The organism is 'Nostoc azollae' 0708 (assembly GCF_000196515.1).
GTDB lineage: Bacteria > Cyanobacteriota > Cyanobacteriia > Cyanobacteriales > Nostocaceae > Trichormus_B > Trichormus_B azollae.
Genome location: NC_014248.1, coordinates 1,839,460 through 1,864,099 on the forward strand (window position 1 = coordinate 1,839,460; position 24,640 = coordinate 1,864,099).

Genomic DNA, 24,640 nt, shown 5'->3' on the forward strand with positions numbered 1-24,640 from the left:
AGATGAATTATAGAAACCATATTTTAGATAAAAATAAGATAGCATCTTTAGGTGCTTCCTTAAGAGCGATTGAACCAAAATTATTGAAACAAATTTCCCAGGAATTTATAAAGAAAATTTGGTTTCAAGGAGGAGAACCTTATTTTGATATGTGTTTTGAATTAAATAATCAACAAATTACTTGGTTTTAATTTACATTGCGCGGTAAATCTCTATTTTGCTGTAGTAAATAACCAATCTTAAAGACAGGCATTACTAATGAACTAGTGATTGATGATATCAGTTTTTATGCAGCTAGTAAAATAGTGAAAAATGATCATGATAGGGATCAAGAATTTATTGATCTAGTCAAATCAATTTTGCAAACCAGACCAGACGAAGAAATTTTTATCAAACCATTAGTTTTATTTGACAGGGAATAGGGCATGGGGCATTCAGTTGATATTTTTATCTTTGTGCTACTAGCATCTGCTTGAGTTCTTCTGCACTTTCTGTGATAAGCTGTTACGCAGCTAAGTTTCATAACCCTAATGCAGAACTTAAACTGACTGTACAGTACGGCATAATGAAAAAATACAGCATTTCTATTTTACCATAGGGTCAGTGGGTCGATAACTGACAACTGAGACCTAATACCTGAATAAATGATACCTAAGAAATTGAGTGGATAAACTCTACTGGCTTGACCAGATTAAACTCCAAGATCGCGCCAAAGTGGGTGAGAAAGCCTTTTATTTGAGTAAAATAAAACAACGAGGCTACCCTGTTCTGCCGGGTTTTGTTGTATCTGGGGAAGTTTTGCAAGAATTTCTAGACAGCCTAAATAGTTCAGAGGCATTAGTTGCGGACTTACCTCATTCTTCATTACATTTAGATGTAGAGAATTGGCGACAACTTCAACAGGTGGCTGGCCGCTTGCGTCAGGAAATTATCACGGCTAGTGTAGCACCTGATTGGGTAAGTGGAATTTTTGAAGCTGCTAGACAATGGGAAAACAATAGTTTAATTTTGCGTCCAAGTCTGGCATTACCCAATACTAGCAAGGGTGAGAAGAATATATCTGGTTTATTGGAGTCGGTGTTTTGTGCTTGTAATGAAGAGGCGATTGCACAAGCATTAAAATTAACTTGGAGTCAGTTGTTTCGTGCTAGAAGTTTACTGTATTGGCAGCGTGTAGGCATTAATGTACAACAAATTAATTTAGCGGTATTAGTGCAACCTGTGGAGAATGCGATCGCCTCCGGTTTATTGCACACCAACAAATCAGGATGGGAAATTGAAGCCACTTGGGGATTAGGATTAGCAATTACTAACGGGGAAGTATTACCAGATGTTTACTACATCCATGAAAAAACTGGAGTTGTCAAAGAACAACAATTGGGGAATAAAATTATCGCCTATCGGGTTAATGATCCTACAGTGGTAACTGCTGAGGAATCTCAGTCTACATCATTTTTGATGAAAGACCACAACTGTTTATCTACTTATGTACTGAGTGAGCATGAACGAAAACAGTATGCTTTATCAGAAGAATACCTACAACAACTAATTATCTTAGGAAATCAATTAGTTAGTGAACTAGGTACAAAGGTAAAGATCAAATGGAGTCTTGCTCAAGATCAGAAAACCCCCGAATTCTATATTACTCAAGTTAGCCATCCCCAATCTGTTATTACCAATTTCCAATTTGTGAAAGGAATAGGAGCATCTAGAGGTAGGGTAATGGCTAATGCTTATGTAATTACTAATTCCCAACAAAAGCCAGAACACATACCCAAGGGAATAATTTTAATTGCACCATCTGTCACTCCCGATTGGTTGCCTTTACTGCATGAAGTGGGAGGAATTGTTACAGAACGGGGTGGATTAACGAGTCATGGGGCAATTTTATCAAGAGAATTGGGAATTCCAGCTGTAGTTAGTGCCACAAGTGCCACAAATCTGATTCAAACAGGGGAACGATTACTACTCGATGGTGACAGAGGTGAAGTTTATCCTCACAGAGAGGATGGGGAAGAAACCAGGGGAGTGGATGAGCAGATGAGCAGAGGGAATGAATCCAAAAGCTATTTTACATTGCTAACTCCTCAGATACCGATGATTTCTACTCAACTACTGGTTAATTTGAGTCAGTCTAGCCTGATTTCGCAAGTGCAAAATTTACCTGTAGATGGGGTGGGATTGTTGCGATCAGAATTGATGGTGTTAAATATTTTGCAGGGACAAAATCCCCATGCTTGGCTTTTGGATGGAAAAAAGACGGAATTATTAGAACGATGGTCACAAGAAATCAGGAAATTTGCCTGTTCTTTTGCACCAAGACCAGTTTTTTATCGATCTTTGGATTGGCGATCGCCTGATTTGTCATCATGGAATGATAGTTCATCTTCTTTGCTACAGTCTATGCTTGGGGAAAGAGGTACTTTAAGTTATGTACGCAATTCCACAATTTTCGAATTAGAACTGAAGGCTTTAGCAACTGTACAACAAGCTGGTTTTAGTAAAATTAACTTGATGTTACCGTTTGTGCGGACGGTGGAAGAGTTTATTTTTTGTCGTCGTAAAGTTGAGGAAGCTGGTTTAACTCAAGATTGCCATTTTCGATTATGGATTATGGCAGAAGTTCCCAGTGTGCTGTTTTTATTACCTGAATATATTAAAGCTGGTGTAGCAGGTATTTCTATAGGCACAAATGACTTAACTCAATTAATTTTAGGAGTAGATCGGGAGCAAGGAGAATTAGCCAAAATATTTGATGAACGTCATCCAGCAGTGATGGGTGCGATCGCACAATTAATTAAGATGGCTAAAGATGGAGGCATTCCTTGTTCAATCTGCGGTCAAGCACCTGTTCTTTATCCAGAAATTATTGATAAGTTGGTGGAATGGGGGATTACTTCTATTTCTGTAGAACCAGAAGCTGTGGAGAGGACTTATGGTGTGATCGCTCGTGCTGAACAACGGTTAATTTTAGCAGCAGCACGGAAGCAATTGGGAAGTTTGTAAATTCTTTTAGTATTTTTTTAACTGCTCATCAAGACCAGAGAAAAACCAGTATTGAAGTGGTTGCAAATAGAGTGGCACAGTAAGTACGTAGAGCAGATTTCGAAGGTTTTTCTCCTAGACAAATAGAGATTAGAAATCAAATTGATCGAATTGCCTATCGGATGTATAAACTAGGGGAATATGTAAATATGATGTAGCAAGATTGAAAAGTTGTATTGTAATTTCAATATATTAGGTTTTTATTTTATAATGGTGCATTGTCTAAAAATAACAACACACCACTCATCAGTCAATATCTAAAAATTGCTGCCACTGTTGACCCATTTGGCATATATTGAGATTCAAGAGTATAAACTCTGCCACCATTTAACAGCGTGTGAACAGCAGCAAAATCTAACATATCTTCATCATTTGGTTCTGGTTCGGTGTGTAACTCCACAATCGTATTTTCTGAATCAAATTTCCCCCATTTCTGTTCAGATACCGATACAAACAAAGTATCAACTCGGTGATAGTAAGCTGCTGGAATAATTTCTTTGATATTATTAGTAGCCCTTCCAGTATCTTCACCAACTAATCGTTCATAAAGTTCTATTCCTACCCTTTTATTTTCTTGAAATGAAGGTGAAACAATTCGCCAAGCCTCATCATGTAGTTGTTCTGAGGTGATAGTTTCTGGATTACCATTAATACTTTCTGCTAATAAATGGGGATAAGTATTTGCTTGTCGGTAAATAGGGAATAGATACTCAACTCCTGCTAATACTAAAGGCGCTTTTTCCTCCCTTAATTTTTCATGCAATACAGTATCAACAGCGTAACAAAATTGTAAGATATCTGCTAGATGCCTATCTTGATCAGGGCTTCCTTGTCCATGAAATGAACCTGGGTGTTGAAAAGGATTAGACGTTCCCCCTTTAGATTTGGCAATGCGATGTTGTACACCTTTTTGTAGCACATCTTCTAAAAGAGTTGCTTCTAAGTTTTGTGGCATATTTTCTACTTGAACTTCGTTGAAACTATAGCCTGTCCCTGCAAAAAATTTGACATTTTTTTGACTCAAAGCCAGAACGTAGAAATTACCATCGTTATTAATTAAATGTAGCAAGGGTTTAACGTGAAATTGCTGACCCACAACTACTAATTCCGAACAGTCTCTTGGTAAGCAATAGTAACGAAAAAGATTTTCGGCAATAAAAACCACCAATCCCTCATCTTGATGTTCCCAGAAATCACCTCTATCCAATTCCATTGCCGACTGGAGAAAATTCACCGCCTCTGTATGGCGTATTCCTAGCGCATCTAACTGTTCCTCAGCTTCCCGTATTAAATTTTTGAAGCGAATGGGATTTTGTCGGATTTCTGCCCCTGCTTTTTGTGTAGGCATATACAGAGATACACAGGGGGGTTGGGGATTTGCGACTAATATTTTAAGTTCATCAATAGACAATATAGCCATATATTTAAACCACGTCCATCAACTTGCATAATCTAGATTTATTTCAAACCTAGACGTGGTATTTTGGCATCTTTCTTCTGATAAACAATTACCCATTTATATTCCCTTCTTTAGATGGATAATTAGCCAGCTTTGGGAATGTGAGGATTAGATTGTGAAGTGATATTTTTATTCATGAACCCTAAAGTTACTCGTTTCATCAGCCAGTACAATCCCCAAAGAATCACAAAGGTGATAGTCATACTTACCAAAGGTTGTTTACCGAGAAGTTCCTCAACTCCTATAGTCAGGATAGCATCTGGTTGAGTAATAAAATCCCAACTGTTGAAGCGGAAGAACCTTCCCCAATAAATACCTATAGCATTGAGTGCATGAGTTATCAACTCAATGCCAAAAATACATCTACTCTTGCCAATACGATGCAAGTAATGACCTGAATTTATAGGTGAAATTACATAAGCGTCAAGTCCAGCTAGAATCACTATGAAATAAACAGGAAATAATACTAATGTAATTATCCATACTGATTGAATTCGGCGGATATCATCTATCAAATGAATTATATCAGTTAGTAAATAAGGTGCATTGGGTAAAAAAGCATAGAAAATTAAGAAACCAAGCCACTAAACCCAAGAGCGTCCGCCTTTGGTACGAAACAGCCAAACACTCAAAACTAAAGGAATAAAAGCCAGAAATAAATTCCAAGTCATCCAACGCATATTGATTTGTAATACCTGGGTAAATTTGGCTATTAATTCAATCAATTCTGCTTTCATATCTAAATAACTTCTCAGAGTAAGGAAATAGGGAATAAAAAGTACTTGTAAATTTGTCCAGCGACTTAGTGATTATGTTTTAATATGAAAAAGCTGTCATCATATTTTGGATTGATTCCACAGATAAATCCGGGGGCTTGTGTCACTCAATCCCTAAATACGCTGCTTAAATTACGTAAATTTGGTTAAAGAATTTGGTTAAGGAATGTAGAAGCGGAGCAGCTTAATCTAGGGTAAACTAATATTTTTAGGATTTTGTTGGGTAGAGCGACAGTGACACCCAACCTATAATTATTCTTAACTTATATAGTATTCAAATCCACCTACTTCTTCATTGTGTTTGACTACAGTATTCATTCAGCTTATTCCCGAAGGTATCTGATTGTTTACCAACGGTTTTTGCTGCGGCTGTCAGGACTGAATCAATATCTATTCTGGCTTTTTGGATTTTTTCTCTACCAGCGGAGGATGCTTCGGCTGTCTTGGTTGCACCAAGAGCTTTACCTGCTTTGCCAATGACTTGACTGAGATTATCAAAAACTTTGGCAAAACTGGTTTGTAATTCCTGGAGTTTGGGGTCTATTAATTTTAAGTGTTGAATTGATTTGGTGACAGTTTGCAAATCTTTGGATAGTTGCAAACTGGTTGTTACTTGTTTTCCTTTATTGTTGTCAATCAAAGAAGTTCCTTGATTAACGACTTTAACCAATCGTTGACACTGGGAGATTTTACTCTCGCTGCAACCAGTCATTAACAAAGCAATACTCAGGCTCAGAGGAGCAATAATGGTATACTTACACACAATAAATAGATCTATCTCAACAGCAGTAAAATTGCATTTATATTAGCGCAAGTTTCTAGTTATGAGACATTTGGTATTAGTCAGGGTGCAGGGTAGAAAATCAATAATTACGAATTACGAATTACCAATCTATTGGTAAACCGAATCTTTCTAAGTTTGTGCCATCTTTTAACAATGGTTGAATATGGCTGTCTATTTGAATGCTACCACCTGACAGGACGAGGGCGCGTTGAGTGACTTTTCCTAACCAGTGAAGATCATGGGAGGCTATTAATATAACTTGCACTGGTAATTTTAATAATATTTGGGCTAAATGTCTTCGCCAGGCGGGGTCTAGTCCGTTGGTGGGTTCGTCTAAGATGAGAATGGCTGGGTCTAGGGCTAAGATGGCTGCTAGAGCCGCTAGTCGTCTTTGTCCTCCGGAAAGTTCGTAGGCGGAACGGTGGGCGTATTGTTCTAGTCCAAATTCAGCTAATATTTGCTGTGCCTTATCTTTGGCTGCTACGTGGGAAATACCATAGTTACGGGGACCGAAGGTGATGTCTTCTAAGATTGTGGGCATAAATAATTGGTCGTTGGCATCTTGGAAGCTGAAACCTATTTGTCGCCGAATTTGGGGTAGGGTGTTTGGGGCTATGGGAATACCATTGATGGTAATTTTACCGCTTTGGGGTTGTTTGAGTCCGATGAGGTTTTCTAGGAGTGTGCTTTTTCCTGAACCGGTTGCACCAATTAAGGCGACGCGATCGGCTACATTTAATGTAAAGGAAATTTCTGTTAATACTGGTTGTTGGTCAGGATAGGCATATACAAGATTTTGTACTTCAACTACAGATTGATGCGGTTGGGAAATGGAAATTTGGGGATGAGAAGTTAAGGATGTCAAGATTAGTAACTCAAAATATTAACCGTTTTCTGTGGGGTATCTTGTTTAGACAGTTGTTGTTTGGGATAGGAAGTCTAAACCTATAAATAAGAACTGACAGTGATAGAAGTCCCAACTACTCCCACTATTATTAGGATAAAGCGTTCTTTGGGGTTGAGGGGTGAATCTAGGGGTAATTTTCCATTATAACCACGAGTTAACATTGCTGTGTATACCCTTTCGGCTCTATCTAAGGTACGCAAATATAATGCACCAATCATGGATGTACTGACATAACGTAGCCATCGTCCTGTATTATTTAGACCACGTAGTTGTGCGCCGCGCTGCATTTGTGCTACTTCTGAGAGTAATATTTCTAAGTATTGTCCAGCTAGGATTAGGTTCTCTTTTAATCCTGTAGGTATGGGTAGACTTTTCAAGGCAATGCCAAAACTGTGAGGGGGTAGGGTCAATAAAAAAGTGTTCATGGTAATGAGACAAATGACGGAACGGAGAAGCAAAAAACTAGCTCGTTCCCATCCCAAAGGTAGGGCTACTAGAGAAAGGAAAATTAGTTCTGAGCCTAGTAAACGGCCTAATTTGGGAATAGGTACTTGTAAAGACCAAGTCCAAATAAGTGCGCTCGCACCATATCCAATTAAGTTATACCAAGCATGATATTTTAACAACGCTGTCCCAATGACAATGATTAGGGACAGTTGCAATCTTAAAGGTAATGAAAGATTAAACATTATTTGTTTTCACAAATTTGGCAATTCCAAAAGCCACACCAAAGCATAACCCTGAGCCTAAAAACCCAGCAATGCTAGTACCTATTTGTCCTAAACCTTGAATTCCATAATCTGCAAATGGGGTAGGTATATTGACTCTCACTACTTCTGCTAAATTAATAAAACCTAAACTTTCGGCAACTCTTTCTAAACCATCTGGCCATGCGGAAGCAAATAGGGAAAGTACACCAGCTATTAAAAAAACGCTCACGATAGGAACTAACCAACCTTGAAATCTTTGTTCTTCTCCGGGTAATAAATCTGGTCTGGTTGTGGCTAAATAAGTTAATACACCGCCAGTAATTAAACCTTCACCAATGCCAATTAAAATATGTACTCCTGTCATGGTGGGTAAAACAACTATAGATGGTGCTATTCCTGATAGGGCTAACTCAATTGCACAAGCTATGGCAGCAGCAACAACACTAAAAGCTGCGGCAATACCTCCCACTAAGGGCAAGCGTTTTTGAGGACTTCCTAGTAGCTTTTGTAAGGTTTGGGTTAATATCCAACCTGTCCAAACTCCAATAACTGCCATGTTCAAAATGTTTGCACCTAAAGCGGTAATTCCACCATCAGCAAATAGTACAGCTTGAATAATTAATACGGTAGCAATACATAATATTCCCGCCCAGGGACTACCTAAAATAATGGCGGCTAATGTTCCTCCTAATAGGTGGCCGCTAGTCCCTCCTGCAACTGGAAAATTAATCATTTGGGCGGCAAAAATAAAGGCTGTGGTTAAGCCTAAGATGGGAGCGCGACGAATACCAAAAGCTGTTTTTGATCGCTTGACAGCAATAAATAAAGCTACCACACTGGCTAAACTGGTAGCACCTGCTACCGATACAGAAACAAATCCATCAGGTATATGCATGAAAATCCCTGTCTTTGTCTTTTTTCACACTAATTTAAACAAGAGAATTACTCTTTTCTCTTGTTTATACAATGACTTATTTAATGATTTTTTGGGTGTTACTTAGGGAATATTTATGATAAAAAATACTGTGAATATTGTACTTATGTTTTTCACTGTTAATATTTGTATGTTTATCTAAGTAGGTAGACACAAATAAACATAACTTGTAACAAAATGTCAATTGCTTGAAACCCTTACAATTGCTTGATTCCCCTTTGCTGCATTCGCCATAACATAGTTATAGATTTTTCCGCCTGCCTACTTAGTAGATAACAATCAATGAAAAACATAATCATGCGATCGCATGATTATGTTTTTCATTGATTGAGAGTTAAAAAATACAGATAAAATCCTGTAAATCCTGATTGAGACAAAAGGATCAAAATACTACTTCATATCCTCAATAATTTACATAGATTACGGTAAATTACAGAGAAGGCGCTATTACACTTACAACTAGGTGTAAAGCAGCAATAATAAGGTTCTTATCTGAATCCTATATTGTTCATGTTGAATCAATGCCATAATAAGCTTCCAAAAGGCAAAGTTATCATAATTCTCCTATTGTATAGTGATAAAGATACAGATACTAAACCGATAAAATTAACCAACTCTTTAATACAAAATATACATGTTAGGAGTTGCGCATTGACAAAAAAACTCGTCCATGGGTAATAAGCAGCATCAGTACTGATAAGATTTTCCACAATGTAGTCGCGCACAACTAAAGTGAATAAGTTCCTTTGCAATTCATACCAATTAGAAATTATGTTTTCAGAGCGCATTTTCCCGAAACGAGCAAATGTTTGAAGTGAACACAATATCTGTGTTTTAATTCCTTGGCTATCTCTAACCATAAGTCGACAAATTCCACATACTTGTTTGATGGCTCTATGAAAACTTTCAATCCCCCAATGAGTATCATGAATTGTCACAAATTCACTTTTAGTGATTTGATTGAGAGCTTCTTGATCTGGTAGATACAGTATATAGTCTCTAGAGTCTTTTTTGTTGAAGTCTTGCCTAAACAGTTTGATCAATCCAAATGCTCTGAAATGAGTTATCAAACCTTCATTGAGAATTTCTAAACTCCTTACTAGACAATAATTTTCCAGTTGATTTGATACGGTTCTATTTTTGTCAATCCCAAATAGAAAACCCAATTTCTGGTTCTTTAAAAATTTTAATTTAAAAATTCTAAGCTTTCTACCCCTGAATACCAACTGTCTCCTGTAACTATTCTTGGTTTTACACCCTAATCAATCACTTCCTTGAGCATTTCCTAAAAGTAATTGTTCTTCCTCTTTCCCTCCTTTTTGTCGTATATTCTGTAATTTATTGGTACTGAAGTTCCATACACATCACTGTAGTACAGTGTGATTAAATTTATTCCTTTGATGCTCTTATGATACTTCCCAGACCAAGAATAACTGATTAATTCTGCAGTTTTTAGGTCTCTATACAATTTGTCTACTACTGTGTCATCTACACTTAAAATCCCTCCTACTATATTTATGATTTTCTTTACTCTATCTAATAAATCCTTCTGTTTCTATCTCTCTCTGAGGAATAATCTATTCACACTGTCATGTGAAACGTTTTCCAATATCTCTGCCAATCTACAATATCCCCCATGCATGCTTTGGTTCTGATAGCAACAACAGAGTATAATGTTCCAGATTGCATTCTGCTGTAGAAGGTTTAGTTATTTCTCTAATTCTCCCATACCTGCTAAGTAGATGAAATTTTTTATCCCTACACTATTTTGCTAGTTTATGATATCAATGGATAAGTCCTATATATTTATATACATTTTATGTTAGAAAGTATGGTCACAAATCTACCACTCTTTACATAAAGGAGCATCTATATTTGAGCTATCCTTTGACTCCCAAGAAGGGGTAATATCTACCCAATCCTATAATCATCAGGGTTTCGGCGATTATCAAGATCCTTTATATACCCTAAGTCCTTCTGATTCTTCTCAATTACTTCCTGATACGCATTAGTTACGCATTAGTTAGGAGGTTGGGAGTTATAGTATTAATTATTTATCAAGTTTGTAAGGGTTTAGAATTGCTAACCCTATATTGTTTGGTTATTGGGTTTGGAATGGAGATAGAGTATAATTTAAGTTATACCCTCAATCGGAAGAGAGGCATCACTACTTACAAAAAATTTCTAAATTCCTCTCAATTGTCGTTTTCTCAACTCCTGCATGACCAAAGCAATTGTCATTCCTATTCCCACAATAGCTGTCAAGTAAAATAAACTAATTAACCGTATTAACATTGGTGGTTGTATTCCTTCAACTTCCACCAATTGGGCTACTTTAATAGGTGGAAATTGACGATTACTAACTTCTACCTCTACTTTATGGGGAGCGCCATCAAAAAATTGCGATCGCCATACTAATTTACCATCTTGACTGGGAAATCCTTTATAAGCAAAAACCGTTAGATCCTTTTCTAAAGCAATGGCTTTTACATCTAAAACCGCATCTTTAATCGGTTTTCCCATATTATCGTTGACCTCAACTGAGAAATTCGCCAATTTCCCTACAGTCGCGTTTTTATCACCGTCAATTTTTACATCTAAATTCTGTGACTTTACCACTGATGGGGTAATATTTTCTGTTTTATAGTCATGTTCACTCCCATGAGCTTCAGCAACTTCCCCAGTGATATTAATAAACAATAATGTCACTATGGCAATTACTGTTAAACCACTTAATAACAACCGTACAGATTGAGGAGCAATTTCTCCATCCCTCAATTCTTCATGTCCACCAATTACCCAACCACCTAATAATCCTATTGATAATAAAATAGCTGCTACCACAGCAAAACACTTATATTTAACAGGATTTTCCCGAATATAAAAGTTCAGATTCTCCTGATAAGGAGCAAAAGCATTAGCTACCAAAGGAGCAACTTTTACTAACAATTCATAATTGCCACGAATTGGTAGAACCTGCTGAAATTCTAGCTTACCTTTTAGGGCAGCTACTTCCAGTTCTAACAACTTCGTTCCTTCCACCATTGGAAAATCTGTTGTTAGCCAAGGAGTCGGTTTTGGCGTAGAAATCTCTAAATTAATTAACGCATTTTCTAAAAGTTTCCCACTAGCATCAACAGCTTCTAAAGTAAACATTACCGGAGATTGTGCTTTTTCTGTTGCGGCTTCCAGTGGAAAAATACGCTCTAACAGTGGATTAGTGGAAAGTATAACTTTAGATTTAGGAGTTTGGGAAACACCAACTAAGGAATAAAGAATTGATAAGCTAATGTAAACAGCAGTGATAACTACAAAAAGTCGATATTTTTTCATGGTTAATTAGATATTAATCGTAGATAAGCGCAGATAAAGGCAGAAGAATATTTTAGTTACAGCAGATTACATCTCAATGAAGTCATATCTAATGTTAACTGTAGGGGTTTAGCAATGCTAAACCCTAATAAATTCTACTATCTAATATGTTTAGTGACAGCCAATACCTAATGTATGGTGACGTACTGAGTGTGTTGCATTATGAGCAGCAGGATAAGTAGAAAACAATGCAGTCCAAATTACTAAGGAAGATAACAACATATAAAGAGTTACCTGTACTGGCTTGGATAAGGTAATACCTACTGTTTTCTGTAATACTGAGCTAGAAGAAAAAGTTGTCATTTTTGAACTCCCGTAACTAATGAAAGCTAATTTATCAAATTAAAGTCTATTTTGCCGTTCAGTAACAATCAATATACAGCACAGATTACAAGTGAATCAGGTACACAATATGGTCATAAACCAAGCTGCGCTATCAAACATCAAGCAGCTTTTACTCCTGAGTTCTGTTGTATATCATTAACCCAGGTAATATCCACAAATCCTCACACTTTCTTTGCTTTGCATCGTTCTCACATTTCTATTTCTAACTTATTGACAAATATTCCTATTTTTTATAGGATACATAACATAAAACTAATTGCAAATTATTCGTAATTTATTGGTAGGTTGTATCCCTCTTAAGCTCATGTCTGATAACTTTACTCAGAGTAAAGACAAACTTTGGAATCGTCGTCAAGTCCTGAAACTAGGATTATTTGGTGGCGGAGTAGCATGTACGGGAGCATTGTTGCAAATCCTAGATATAAAAAACAATACTTCTGTGAGAATTCCACCAATGGAAATGCCTGATTCTCATGATGCTACTAACCCTATGCAAGTATTACGAAACTTTGATTATGGGACAATTAAGCGTGAAAATGGACGGATTATTCGAGAATTTCAGTTAACTGCTGGCACTTCTACCATTGAGCTTAACAGTTCTGTCTCATACAATATTTGGGACTTAAATGGACGCATCCCTGGTCCAACATTACGAGCTAAAGAAGGTGAAAGAATAAGAATACTTTTTCTCAATAAAGCTGGACATTCCCATTCTTTACATTTTCATGGTGTACATCCTTCAGAAATGGATGGGGTACGTCCAATTAGTAATGGTAAAGCAACTATATATGAATTTGATGCTGAACCCTATGGCATTCACTTATATCACTGTCATGTAGAACCTGTAACCCGTCACATTGCAAAGGGGTTATATGGAATGGTTATTATTGATCCTCCGAAACCTCGTCCACCTGCGGATGAAATAGTTTTAATCATGTCTGGCTATGACATAAATGATGATAACCGGAATGAATATTATGCATTTAATGGATTGCCTCATCATTATATGCACAATCCTATTCAAATTTATCAAAATCAATTAATTCGTTTATATGTTCTAAATATGATTGAATTTGACTATGCTGTGACGTTTCATCTCCACGCTAACTTTTTTGATGTTTATCGTTCTGGGATGACGATGACTCCCAGTGAGAAAACCGATGTTTTGACTATGGGTGTCGCAGAAAGGCATATTTTGGAATTTGCGTTTCGTTATCCAGGTAAGTATATGTTTCATCCACATCAGGATGCCTTAGCTGAAAACGGATGTATGGGACAGTTTGAAGTCATAGCCGAAAAAGATACTAAAACTCCCGTAAAGCCAACCTGACCTAACTTTCAAGTATCCTTGCCAATATTTTTTCTCTTAATTTTGAGACTAATTTCCATTTGTATAAGCAAATTATCAGTTGTGGTTACTCATAGTAATTTAAACCATGTGTTCATTCATAAGGAAAAATGTGACGATGGAAGAAAATTTAAGCAATTTACTGGACTTACCAGGAGTAACAGTAGAATCTTGGGATTATTCAGACAGTTCCCTTAGTTTTAATTTGAGCATTCTCATCTCAGGAATTCACTGTCCCTATTGCCGTAAATATACAACACAATTACATCAAGTTAGACCTATTTTAGTGAGAGATTTACCCACTTTTGCTAAACAAGTTCACTTGAATTTAACACGGTGTCAGTTTTATTGTCGATTTTGTCAACGTTACGTAACAGAACAACTAGAATTTATTAATTGGCGCAGAAAGTACACAAAAAGATACGAAGAAATGATTTACTATCTAGTTCATAATTCCAGTTTTGAAAAAGTGACTAAACAGGAAGACCTCAGCATTGAACAAGTTAACAATATTGTTAACTTGTTCAATCACGAGGAAAAAACCAAGATGGCTTTTAGTTAATTTAATTAATTCTATTCAAGCAAATTACTGGAATCATCATCTTAAAGAAAGAAGAACTTACTTTATAAAAGTAAATATAAGTCAATTTTCCGTATGTATTATGCTAAATTCACTTCATGAAAACCATCAAACCCTTGCCATTCAAAAAATACAGGTTTTATTATAAATTAATATCTTAGAGGTCTTTCATATATTTTAGTTTTTTACCTTGATTCTCCAACAAAGTTTTGATGTTTAATTAATACTTTGCTATAATAAGTAATGAAGAATAATATAAATTTTATTCACAAAGTATATCTGGGTTTTAATGAGTTTTTTTCTCTATTAACTGTTTATCCCACTTCAATGATCCGCATTAGTCAGAAAGAAAAGTTTAAGGGCTGTTATGTTAAATCTTTACGAGTTGAAGGTGAATATTACTCAGAGTCTGTAAAGTAAAGACCCCATGCCGTTTTGATAGAGATAGCTGCAATGGAGTCTAGTACTGCCGTGAATTCAAAATGCCTCTTTCAGAAGAGCTAAGCTAACAAAATAGTGCTTCCAGCAGGCTGCGCCAACAAAATTCAAATATATACGGCGTGAGCTTTTCAGAGATTTGGAATGGTTGGTTTATTTACGCCCTACTGTTCTAGTTAGTTATTCTTGTTTTTGATTTCGCATTTCCAAGCGCCCACCTGGGAATGAGTATCTGAAATTAGATTATAGCTTTCAATGCTATAAATTTAGGGCATTAAAGGGCATTAATTTTAAAAAATTATTAATTTATACCCCATATTCAAAAAATAGTTGATAAATAGTTGCATCTATGATAAATACCTATAAACGACTACTAAAAATACTTATCAGTTTTTTTTGATTAGATATCAGAAACAACTTTTACCCAATTCCCAATACTAGAGTAAAAATGATCAAATCCCGGTACATATTTTTGTCTATTGCTGCTTGTTTCATTGTTTCCCTGAGTTCTTGCAGTGGAGAAATACCATCAGCGAATATTCAATCAACATCAAGTACAGCAACAGTTACAGAAACTACCACCCACAGTGGTCACGGTAGCAAAGCCAAAATTAATATTAATAGTGCTATTTTATCAGAATTGGATAAATTTGAAGCTAAACTAGGTGTTTCAGCCTTATCTAACAAAATTCAAGCTAGTCGTCCCTATGCTTCTCCAAAAGATTTAGTTGCCAAAAAGGTAGTTACTGAGCAACAGTTTGACCAAATTAAAGATATGGTGACTGTGGAGGAAGTGCTTCTCTCAGGAGAAGCGAAAGATGTTGACTACATGACAAAATTGGGATTAATGAAGGGGCATCTTTTAGTAGCAAAAGAACTCGTAGAGCAGAATCAGCCAAAACAAGCTGAACCTCATATTGGACACCCAGTTGAAGAGATTTATGTTGATGTTGAAGAACAGCTAAATGAGCGCAAGGTTAAGGAATTTAAAACCAATTTGGTGAGTTTGACTAACTTAGTCAAATCTAATCCTACAGATGCCAAGATTAAAACTAATTTAACCACTTCGATGGCAAATGTACATGGTGCGATCGCAGCCTTAGCAGCCGAACAACGCTCAAAACCAGAATTCGTACTACAGGTAATCAACGGGTTGTTAGATTCAGCTAACGCCGAATATGACGCAGCTGTAGCCAATGGAAAAATTAGCGCCCCAATAGAATATCAGGATTCTCGCGGCTTTGTAATCTACTCTCATGAACTATATAAAACCATCTCCAGCGCAATGGCACAATCGGATCCTGAAGCGCACAAAGCCATAGATACTACTTTGACTGAACTATTAAAAGTTTGGCCTGCTGCTATCCCACCCGCACAAGCAGTCAAAACCCCTAATGATGTTACCAAACTAGTGAAAACCATAGAGGAAAACACCCAAAAAATATTGGAAAAAGCTAACACTAAAACACAAAGTTAGTATTTTTACACCATTGGAAACACAGAATAACAAGTTTAAAATGAGTGAGAAGAGAAGAAATAGTTAGGAGTTAAGAGTCAGGATAGTTTAATTTTTCAACACATAAACATAAGAAGAGTGTAACTTCTAACTCATAACTTATAACTAATAACTCTTCATTTGAAATTTTGCTTATCTTAACAACTGATGCAAGAACTCGACCACCAAAGAACAATTGACATACTCAACGCCATCATGGAATTTGAACTAGCTGGAGTAGTTCGCTACACCCATTATTCCTTGATGGTAACTGGTCCAAACCGCATCCCAATTGTAGCTTTTTTCAAAGCCCAAGCTAGTGAATCCCTACTTCATGCCCAACAAGTAGGAGAAATTCTTACAGGTTTAGAGGGACATCCTACCCTGAGAATTGCCCCAATGGAAGAAACCTTCAAACATACAGTCAAGGATATATTGACAGAAAGTTTATCCCATGAAAAGAAAGCACTGGATATGTACAAAAGTCTTCTAGAAACCGTCACTGCTGCCAGCATATATCTCGAAGAATTTGCTCGCGGTATGATTGGACAAGAAGAGATGCACAATCTCGAACTGAAAAAAATGTTACGTGATTTTAGCTAATATTTCAAAGTTATTGGTCACTAGTTCAAGGACTAATGACCAATGACCAATGACCAATGACCAATGACCAATGACCAATGACCAATGACTAATAACTATGAACCTTAGTACAGCCTTACCTACTTTTGTAATTACCCTTCGAGAAGGAGTAGAAGCAGCCCTTGTTGTAGGTATTGTCCTAGCTTTTTTGAAAAAAGCTAAACAATCCCGACTCAATTTTTGGGTATACGCTGGTGTTGCTGTTGGTATCTTCGTGAGTGCTTTGATAGGCGTTTTATTTACTTGGCTAATTAAAATACTCGGTTCGATTAATCCTCAATACACTTCTGTAGTTGAACCAATTTTAGAAGGTGTATTTAGTATATTAGCAATACTTATGCTCAGTTGGATGCTGATCTGGATGACGAAACAAGCCAGATTTATGAAAGCACAAGTTGAGGTAGCTGTTACAGAAGCATTAACACAAAATTCAAATGCTGGTTGGGGAGTTTTTACTTTAGTTTTAGTAGCCGTTATCCGCGAAGGATTTGAAACAGTTTTGTTTGTAGCCGCAAATTTTCAACAAGGTTTATTACCCAGTTTAGGTGCAATTAGTGGTTTAGGAATAGCAGCAACAATTGGTGTCTTATTATTTAAATGGGGTGTAAAAATTAATATTCGCCAATTCTTCCAAGTAATGGGAATTTTATTAGTGTTAATTGTGGCTGGTTTAGTAGTTTCAGCTTTACAAAGCTTTGATGAAGCTACAGCTAATCTTGCTCTGAGTAGTCGATCATCAGAAAATCTGTGTTTCTATTATGAACACTTTACCAAAGTTCACTCTTGTATCTTAGGTCCAATGGTTTGGAATACTGCTAAAATATTACCTGATGAGCACTTTCCTGGTATTATTCTTAGGTCTTTATTTGGTTACAGAGATAAACTCTATATAGTACAAGCAGTAGGATATTTGGGGTTTTTACTAAGCATTGGTGGGTTGTATTTCCGCAGCATTATGGGTGGAAAAACTCCAAGTCAAAAACGCTTTCCTCTGGCTCAAAAATAAGAAATTTTTGTGTAAACGAAAGAAAAGGCAAAAAGTATTGTAGGGTTTTGTAAAAATCAAAGCTGACTCATGATTCCTGAATTATGACATTTTACTCAAAATACTTTTTCCAACTCCTGACAAGCTTTTTCAATGGCATTTAGACTACCTGGGTTTACAAGCCCATAATAATCAAACACATAAACTCGATTATTTTTACTGGCTTTTAACTTCTGCCAAAAAGGTTCTTTCTTCAAGGAATTTAATAGATTTGGTTCAGCATTAACAATAATTAAAACATCTGGATTTGCTTCTAAAACTTTTTCAGCGGAAAGTGTCACATATCCACCAATGGGACTATTACCTTGTAATTCTGAAGCTATGTTTTTCGCTCCAAACTTGGACATTAAATCCCCAGCCCAACTGTTTTTATTTGGTGTTGAAATCGGTTGACGACTCACCAGAATTAAAGTAGAAATATTTTGGTTTTGATTAGCAGTTAAAAAGTTTTTGTAACTATTTAATAATAGTTGGGGATCTATATCTATTTTGTTAGCAAGTGTTTTAGTTAATTGTTCTAAAGATTGCCAGCTATTTACTTTTGTGGATAAAGTTGGTATTTCTAATTGCTGAAGTTTTTGCAAAGGTACATTAGAAAATCCTGTTGCACCAATTACTAAATCTGGCTTTAAAGAAACAATTTTTTCTAAGTTAGGTGCATTTTGTCCCTCACTAATATGAGTAATACCTTGCAATCTTGAGTCCTTTTTAAATAAGGAGCTACCAGAAATTCCTACAAGTTTTTTTTGATCAAGTTGAGAGATAATATCAGCAGCAAGACATGAAAGTGCGATGACGCTTTTCGCTGATGTGTGTTGTTCTGTGATGATATTTGATTTTGTTGGTGATGTTTAAGTCTTAGCTGTGCTACAGGAGCATAATAGGAGAGTTAAGAGGAGTGCTATTATAGATGACTTCCAACACATAATTAATTATTTATTAACGCATAGTAACACGGAGGTTTTCGGCAATGAATACGAGAGGAGTGTATTTTTATTATGGTTTAATTAGCTAAAATTTGCTGTAAATCTTCTGGGGTATTACAGTTAAATAGCATATCTGCTTCTGATAATGGTAAATGTGCAACTAACTGGATATAGCTTTAGCAACTGTTAAAATGAGCGTCCTCCTTGGTTGATAAAACCTAATAATAAAGCCAAAGAGTGACGGCGATAAAAACCGCAGAGAGGTTACATTATCTAGTCTATTTACCCAATCTTGCAACACTTCTATTCGCAAGTTGGGTAAGTCGCAAGCTAATAATAATACCCATTCTGTTTTGACTTTCTCTAGTGCTTGTACAAGGCCTACTAGGCCTCCTTGTGCTTTAATGGAGTTTTCTTGTATAAATTCACATCCAGATAAGTGCAAGTGTTGATATCTTTCTGTCCAAGGTGTGACTATTATATATATAGTATCAGTACAACTTTTAGCGACAGTACAAACCTTTTCCAACAAGGGTATACTCTGAATAAGAATTAAAGCTTTATCCTCTCCCATGCAAGAACTTTGACCACCTCTTAGGACTATGGTGCTTAATGTAGTCATAGGAACAAAATATTTTTTGCTACGTTTTTTCACAAATCTGTTGTCACTATCACAGGAGCTTTAACGCTAGGGTACATCCTGATTCTGATAAGAAAAGAAGTACATATAATTAATTATTATGACAGTACCGTAAAATTCGAATATTTATATTATATTAATAAGTGTAAAAATTACACTAATTTTGCAGATATTTACAATAGTAGATGTATTATTTATCATCCATTAGGGAATTATCTAACTCCCATGTCTAATTATAATTAACTAGTTCCTAAAGATACTAACTTTTTAGCACCTATCAATAATATAGGGTTCATTAAATATGAACAGGGTGATAAAGAAACAGCGATTCAACAATGGCCACAAGCTATAAAAATTAATAATCAATCTGCGGAAGCCACCTTAGCTTTAGCTGTGGCTTTATATGCTACAGGTCAACAACAACAGGCTTATCAGTTAGCAGAAAAGGTATTAAAATTAGACAAAAATTTTGCTGATTTTCACTGCATGGAAAAGCATTTATGGCGTTAAAGCATAATTACAGATGCTCATAAATTCCTATCTACTCCCCAGATCAGAACCTTGTTATCAAAGTTGCGTTAATATCCACAAGTAAGTACCTGGGCACAATTAATTAAACATTTTTGGGAAAAACAGGAATCTCTGTATTGCTTATCTGTTCCCTGTTAAAAGTTCCCTCCTCTAAATGTAAAATTTATTTTGTATGACTACTGATCTCATATCCCTAATTTTTTGAACAACTCGGGGATTTTATTGTTCTTCATGACCTTTAGGTTAAAATATCAATATAGCTAGAGTATAGGTTAACACCAATGACACAAGAATTAATAGACCTCAGAAATAGTACCTTACAAGGACGTTACACAGATGCTTTAGCACTTGTAAATTAATTACAAGGAATGAGTAAACAAGCAATTCTGGGTAATATCCAATCTTATTTAAAGATTTTACTGATTCACTTAATTAAAAATAAAATAGAATAGGAGTTGAAAAATTCCTGGTCTGCTCCTATTCATAATTCAATGAGACAAATAAAAAAATGAATATCAAAGATAATAATAAATATTACTACATCAATCAACATGAATGGGAAATTTTCATAGAAGAGGAAGTAATTGAAGATGCTATAGCTGATGCAAGTTTGGAAGTCATAAATGGCATTGATAATCAATTTCAACTAGCTGGGATAATAGATAGACAACAGTTAATTGCAACGGCTTTAAATTTATAACTTTAACTTATTCCTATTCAGCTAAAGAATTACCCACTGTTGTAGCAGAAGCATTCACTCAGCTACCTGATGGTGAAGATTTGACAATAGGAAAAAGGTAATCAGGAATCAAAAGATCCAGGGCGAACGCATGTAATTATGGTACATATATACTAAGGAACGAGAAAGGTAGGGAGGGCTGATGATATGGAGGTTGACCAATGAGGCTCTGATGGTAAAGTCATTGTAAAAGTAGAAGAAGAAAGTCCCAAAAAGTGTGAAGCTCAAGCCCACAATCACGATTACTGACCACGTTGCACAGATGGAAGATCCAAGAGTAGAGGGGAGGAAACGACACAAGTTAATTGACATTCTTACCATTGGAATTTGTGCAGTAATTTGTGGAGCAGATAGTTGGGTGGCAATTGAACTGTATGGCTGCACAAAATATGAGTGGTTAAAAACCTTTTTAGAACTAGGAAATGGGCTCCGGTCCCAGGACACATTTGGAAGGGTATTTGCACAATTGAATCCGCAACAATTTCAAAATTGTTTTTTGAACTGGATGAAATCAGTACATAAGATAAGGGATGGTGAAGTTGTGGCAATTGACGGGAAAACTTTATGTAGTTCTCATGGTAAAAATAGTGACTAGAGTGCAATCCAAATGGTAAGTGCATGGGCAACTACAAATAAATTAGTGTTGGGACAGGTGAAGGTGCATGAGAAATCAAATGAAATTACAGCAATTCCCGAATTATTAAAGGTTTTAGAATTAGCTGGATGTATTGTCAGGATTGATGCCATCGGGTGTCACAAAGACATAGTAAAGTTAATTACGCAAGAAAATGCAGATTATGTAATTACTTTAAAAAAGAACCAAGGTAATCTGTATGAGTCAGTAGAACAGCTATTGAAGTCAGGGATAAGTACAGGTTTTCAAGAGCTTCAACATAGCACATATAAACCCGAAGAAAGAGGGCATGGTCTTCATGAAATCCGCAACTTTGGGTTTCAGCTTGATCCTGATTCAGTTTGGTCAAATCTAAAAAGTGTTGGGATGGTAGAATCTATCGGATAAGTGGATGATAAAACAACAGTAGAGACTCGTTATTTTATTAGTAGTCTTGAGTCAAATGGAGAACAATTGGCTAATTCTGTCCGCAGCCATTGGGCAATAGAAAATTCATTGCATTGGGTATTAGATGTAGCTTTAAAACAAGATGACTGCCGGATTAGGAAAGATAATGCTCAACAAAACTTTGCAGTAATGCGGCACATAGCAGTCGATCTTTTGGGTAAAGAGAACCCCGTGAAGCGGGGGATAAAAAATAAACAGTTTTTGGCAGCAATGGATAATAACTCTTGAGAAAGAGTTTTAGCTTTAGCCTCAACTAACTTGTCAACAATTTACTTAATATTTTCTTCTACTTATTTTTACAGATAAGTTTACTTATTTATGGATGAATAGTTAGCTCATTTATCCTTAGCTAAGAGTTATTCAATGGGAGATAAGCTAATCCATGGCTTAATAAAAAAGTGATTGATTTTGTTTATATATCCCTTAAGCTTTGCACTTATATATATAGATGATTTTAAAATCTTCATTAGTTTTTATTAGGAAATAAGGTGCGTTTCCCCTGTCAAAAGATCCCATATTACCTGTCACCTGCTATACTAAAAACAGTTTAAAAGTGTCATTCTCAACGTTCGCGGAGCGTCTATGAAAGATATAGTGAAGAATCTCCGAGATACTAGAGCCTACAGCACGCTCTGCGTTTACCCAGTATCTCTAAGGTATATGCTGCACTACGTTACCCATAGCTTCCACCACGCTGCGCTATCAGTATGACATAAGTCCAAGTTTCACCCCTTGGCAGTATATTTACCTCTATTTTGGTTACGGTGCACTTGTTCTAACAAGTGTTCCAAACTTCCTGGTGCGCAAAGACATTTTAATCCTTGACAAACTAAACCCACAGTTCCTTATGCTAAATCTGATACGGCTGCAAAAACTGTTGTTGGGAGATATTTACGTATCAATGACTTTATTTCTCCAGTGGTACTACGAGTTAAAGTAGAATTCTGATACCAATCTAAGGCAGTAAATAAATTAAGACAAGCTTGGGGATATTCACTCATTACACTTTTAAAGGCTTTTAATCCAGCTTCAGCTAAATCAAGATAATGTAGATTATCAGTTAGCAAAGACAGACGCACTAAATTAGCGATCGCAATCCCATTGGCTGAAGGTGTAGCATTATGGTGTAGCATTATCTAGATAACTACGCTCCCGCACAATTAAATCTTGACTATTATCGGTGGATGTGTAAAAGTAACCACCTAATTCAACACTCCACAGAAATTCCTTAAATTCATCTTGCAGAGCAACAGCCTTTTCCAAGCAATCAGAATTATCAACAGCGGCTTGGTATAAATCCAGCAATCCCTTAATAAAAAAAGCATAATCTTCAGATTGAGCCAAAACCGTCGCTTCACCTTCATAATTAAGTCGGTGAAAACGTCCATCCACAAATTGATGATCCCAAATAAACTTAGCCGCTTGTACTGGTAATTCCAGATAAATTGGTTGTTGGAAAACCTCAGCCGCCCTAGCCAAACCAGAAATCATCAAGCTATTCCAGCCTACAATCATCTTAGTATCAGTCACAGGCAGAATGTGACCAGGCCAGTTAGTAGTTTTCGCCTCCTGATTATCTCGCGGTGGGGGGAAAGTTTACAGTGAATCAGGTGCAACACCGTAACGCGTAACAAACAACTTACTCAAAGCAATTTCTATGGTTTGACTCAGTTCACCAGGAAGCAGTCTTTGTAAAACATTGTTACCTTCAAAATTCCCATTAGGAGTGACAGTAAACTGCTGTTGTAATTCCCTTAACTCTTCAGTTGTTAACAGTTCTTGTAATTCCCTGTAACTCCATACATAAAAAGCACCTTCTTGCGGTTACGTATCTGTGGAATGAATGAAGCTATCCGCATCTTGAGCAGCATAAAAATAACCAGTTGGTGCAGTCATTTCCAGTTGTAACCATTTTACAGTTCCAGCCACCGCCCTTTCAAAAGACGGTTCCTGAATTCCGGCACTGCACAAATTGGCCAGATATTCAACAATCTGACCATTATCGTAAAGCATCTTTTCAAAATGGGGGATAGTCCAAGTGGGGTCAACAGTGTAGCGATCAAAACCACCAGCCACATGGTCATAAATCCCACCCAAAGCTAAATCCAGTCCTCGTTGAGTACAAACCTGTTGTCCATCATACCGATATTGATAATGAAACCGAGTTCCCCGCAAAGGGAACTCACAATAGGGGATCATGGGAAAACTATTACTAACCTGCTTAGGATTGATGATCCCCGTGCAGGTTTCCCAACCTTTTTGCAATAATTGATGGTCTTCAACTTCCTGACTAGCACCGTTTTGTAATACCGCAGATGTCAGCAAAGCCTCAACAATTACTGCTTTCCGTTGGCGTAACTCCTCTTTTTCCATATCATAGTAACGATGTAAAGCTTGTAACACCTGCAAAAATCCCGGACGACCATAGCAGGGATCAACAGGAAAATAAGTCCCAGCGTAAAACGGCACCAAATCATCTGGAGACAGAAAAGCATTGAGAGTCCAACCCCCTTGACCACTCATGATTTGCAAACTCTGCATATAGATGCTGTCAAGATCAGGTTTTTCTTCCCGGTCTACTTTGATAGGGAGAAAATTAGCATTGATATATTTATTGAGCAATTTCAAAATCAGAAAACGCCTCCCCTTCCATCACCGTACACCAGTGACAACTAGAGTAGCCAATAGAGAGAAAAATGGGTTTATTTTGCACCCTTGCAGTTTCCAATGCTTCATAACACCAAGGCCACGAATCAACCGGGTTTTCAGCGTGTTTGCGAAGATAAAGGCTTATCGTTTCCGCAAGGCGATTAGTCATAATTACAGTTTCCCAACCTTCACTG

General features: G+C 36.5%; 17 protein-coding genes and 6 pseudogenes. 11 read left to right on the forward strand and 12 right to left on the reverse strand.

The features are described from left to right. Positions 1–2 precede the first annotated feature (2 nt). The 3 genes from AAZO_RS42420 (at position 3) to AAZO_RS08435 (ending at position 3,006) form a co-directional block, all read left to right on the forward strand. The gene (locus AAZO_RS42420) at positions 3–191 is read left to right on the forward strand and encodes a hypothetical protein (protein WP_338027090.1); all 189 of its coding nucleotides are present in this window, start codon (positions 3–5) and stop codon (positions 189–191) included. Between the two features lie 75 nt (positions 192–266). After that, entirely contained in the window at positions 267–422 is a 156-nt protein-coding gene (locus AAZO_RS42425) for a hypothetical protein (protein WP_338027091.1), read from the forward strand. 241 nt (positions 423–663) lie between these two features. Then, positions 664–3,006 carry a putative PEP-binding protein gene (locus AAZO_RS08435; protein WP_013190917.1) on the forward strand — a complete coding sequence of 781 codons (2,343 nt, stop codon included), beginning with the start codon at positions 664–666 and terminating at the stop codon, positions 3,004–3,006. Between the two features lie 289 nt (positions 3,007–3,295). Here AAZO_RS08435 and AAZO_RS08440 read toward each other — a convergent pair whose 3' ends face one another. The 9 genes and pseudogenes from AAZO_RS08440 to AAZO_RS08480 all read right to left on the reverse strand — a co-directional run bounded on the left by AAZO_RS08440 (position 3,296) and on the right by AAZO_RS08480 (position 12,290). Further along, on the reverse strand, positions 3,296–4,465 hold the full coding sequence (locus AAZO_RS08440; protein WP_013190918.1) for a baeRF7 domain-containing protein: 1,170 nt from the start codon (positions 4,463–4,465) through the stop codon (positions 3,296–3,298). 122 nt (positions 4,466–4,587) lie between these two features. Beyond that, positions 4,588–5,241, reverse strand: a pseudogene (locus AAZO_RS08445) (DUF1361 domain-containing protein). A 331-nt stretch (positions 5,242–5,572) separates the two neighbouring features. Next, on the reverse strand, positions 5,573–6,043 hold the full coding sequence (locus tag AAZO_RS08450) for a hypothetical protein (protein WP_013190919.1): 471 nt from the start codon (positions 6,041–6,043) through the stop codon (positions 5,573–5,575). 121 nt (positions 6,044–6,164) lie between these two features. Further along, entirely contained in the window at positions 6,165–6,929 is a 765-nt protein-coding gene (locus AAZO_RS08455; RefSeq protein WP_013190920.1) for an energy-coupling factor ABC transporter ATP-binding protein, read from the reverse strand. Between the two features lie 80 nt (positions 6,930–7,009). Further along, positions 7,010–7,660, reverse strand: a complete 651-nt coding sequence (locus AAZO_RS08460; RefSeq protein ID WP_013190921.1) for an energy-coupling factor transporter transmembrane component T family protein — start codon at positions 7,658–7,660, stop codon at positions 7,010–7,012. After that, positions 7,653–8,576 (reverse strand): energy-coupling factor ABC transporter permease, encoded by a 924-nt coding sequence (locus AAZO_RS08465; protein WP_013190922.1) that lies wholly within the window; start codon positions 8,574–8,576, stop codon positions 7,653–7,655. Before AAZO_RS08465 ends, AAZO_RS08460 begins: the two co-directional genes overlap by 8 nt. Before the next feature lie 701 nt (positions 8,577–9,277). After that, a pseudogene (locus AAZO_RS08470) lies at positions 9,278–10,336 on the reverse strand (IS701 family transposase); the annotation flags it as partial. Between the two features lie 463 nt (positions 10,337–10,799). After that, complete coding sequence (locus tag AAZO_RS08475; RefSeq protein ID WP_013190923.1) at positions 10,800–11,948, reverse strand: hypothetical protein; 1,149 nt, start codon at positions 11,946–11,948, stop codon at positions 10,800–10,802. A gap of 150 nt (positions 11,949–12,098) precedes the next feature. Further along, the gene (locus tag AAZO_RS08480) at positions 12,099–12,290 is read right to left on the reverse strand and encodes a CbtB domain-containing protein (protein ID WP_013190924.1); all 192 of its coding nucleotides are present in this window, start codon (positions 12,288–12,290) and stop codon (positions 12,099–12,101) included. Between the two features lie 346 nt (positions 12,291–12,636). Here AAZO_RS08480 and AAZO_RS08485 point away from each other — a divergent pair, with 346 nt between their 5' ends. The 5 genes from AAZO_RS08485 to AAZO_RS08505 all read left to right on the forward strand — a co-directional run bounded on the left by AAZO_RS08485 (position 12,637) and on the right by AAZO_RS08505 (position 17,841). After that, entirely contained in the window at positions 12,637–13,662 is a 1,026-nt protein-coding gene (locus AAZO_RS08485) for a multicopper oxidase domain-containing protein (protein ID WP_013190925.1), read from the forward strand. 136 nt (positions 13,663–13,798) lie between these two features. Further along, positions 13,799–14,242: a transposase family protein gene (locus AAZO_RS08490; RefSeq protein ID WP_013190926.1), complete on the forward strand. Its 444-nt coding sequence runs from the start codon at positions 13,799–13,801 to the stop codon at positions 14,240–14,242. A 904-nt stretch (positions 14,243–15,146) separates the two neighbouring features. Then, positions 15,147–16,175 (forward strand): helix-hairpin-helix domain-containing protein, encoded by a 1,029-nt coding sequence (locus AAZO_RS08495; RefSeq protein WP_013190928.1) that lies wholly within the window; start codon positions 15,147–15,149, stop codon positions 16,173–16,175. Positions 16,176–16,361: 186 nt separating this feature from the next. Next, positions 16,362–16,796 (forward strand): ferritin-like domain-containing protein, encoded by a 435-nt coding sequence (locus tag AAZO_RS08500; protein WP_013190929.1) that lies wholly within the window; start codon positions 16,362–16,364, stop codon positions 16,794–16,796. A 97-nt stretch (positions 16,797–16,893) separates the two neighbouring features. Continuing rightward, entirely contained in the window at positions 16,894–17,841 is a 948-nt protein-coding gene (locus AAZO_RS08505) for an FTR1 family iron permease (RefSeq protein ID WP_013190930.1), read from the forward strand. Positions 17,842–17,936: 95 nt separating this feature from the next. Here the strand turns inward: AAZO_RS08505 and AAZO_RS08510 are convergent, their stop codons facing one another. After that, a complete protein-coding gene (locus AAZO_RS08510) occupies positions 17,937–18,710 on the reverse strand; it encodes an ABC transporter substrate-binding protein (protein WP_338027185.1) in 774 nt (257 codons plus the stop codon). Positions 18,711–18,883: 173 nt separating this feature from the next. Further along, positions 18,884–19,428: pseudogene (locus AAZO_RS08515) on the reverse strand (molybdenum cofactor guanylyltransferase). A gap of 312 nt (positions 19,429–19,740) precedes the next feature. Here AAZO_RS08515 and AAZO_RS29455 point away from each other — a divergent pair. The 3 genes and pseudogenes from AAZO_RS29455 (at position 19,741) to AAZO_RS08525 (ending at position 22,025) form a co-directional block, all read left to right on the forward strand. Then, positions 19,741–19,956 carry a tetratricopeptide repeat protein gene (locus tag AAZO_RS29455; protein WP_228371678.1) on the forward strand — a complete coding sequence of 72 codons (216 nt, stop codon included), beginning with the start codon at positions 19,741–19,743 and terminating at the stop codon, positions 19,954–19,956. Between the two features lie 302 nt (positions 19,957–20,258). Continuing rightward, positions 20,259–20,778: pseudogene (locus tag AAZO_RS08520) on the forward strand (hypothetical protein). 155 nt (positions 20,779–20,933) lie between these two features. After that, positions 20,934–22,025, forward strand: a pseudogene (locus tag AAZO_RS08525) (ISAs1 family transposase). A 497-nt stretch (positions 22,026–22,522) separates the two neighbouring features. Here the strand turns inward: AAZO_RS08525 and AAZO_RS08530 are convergent. After that, a pseudogene (locus tag AAZO_RS08530) lies at positions 22,523–24,615 on the reverse strand (thioredoxin domain-containing protein). Positions 24,616–24,640: the final 25 nt, after the last annotated feature.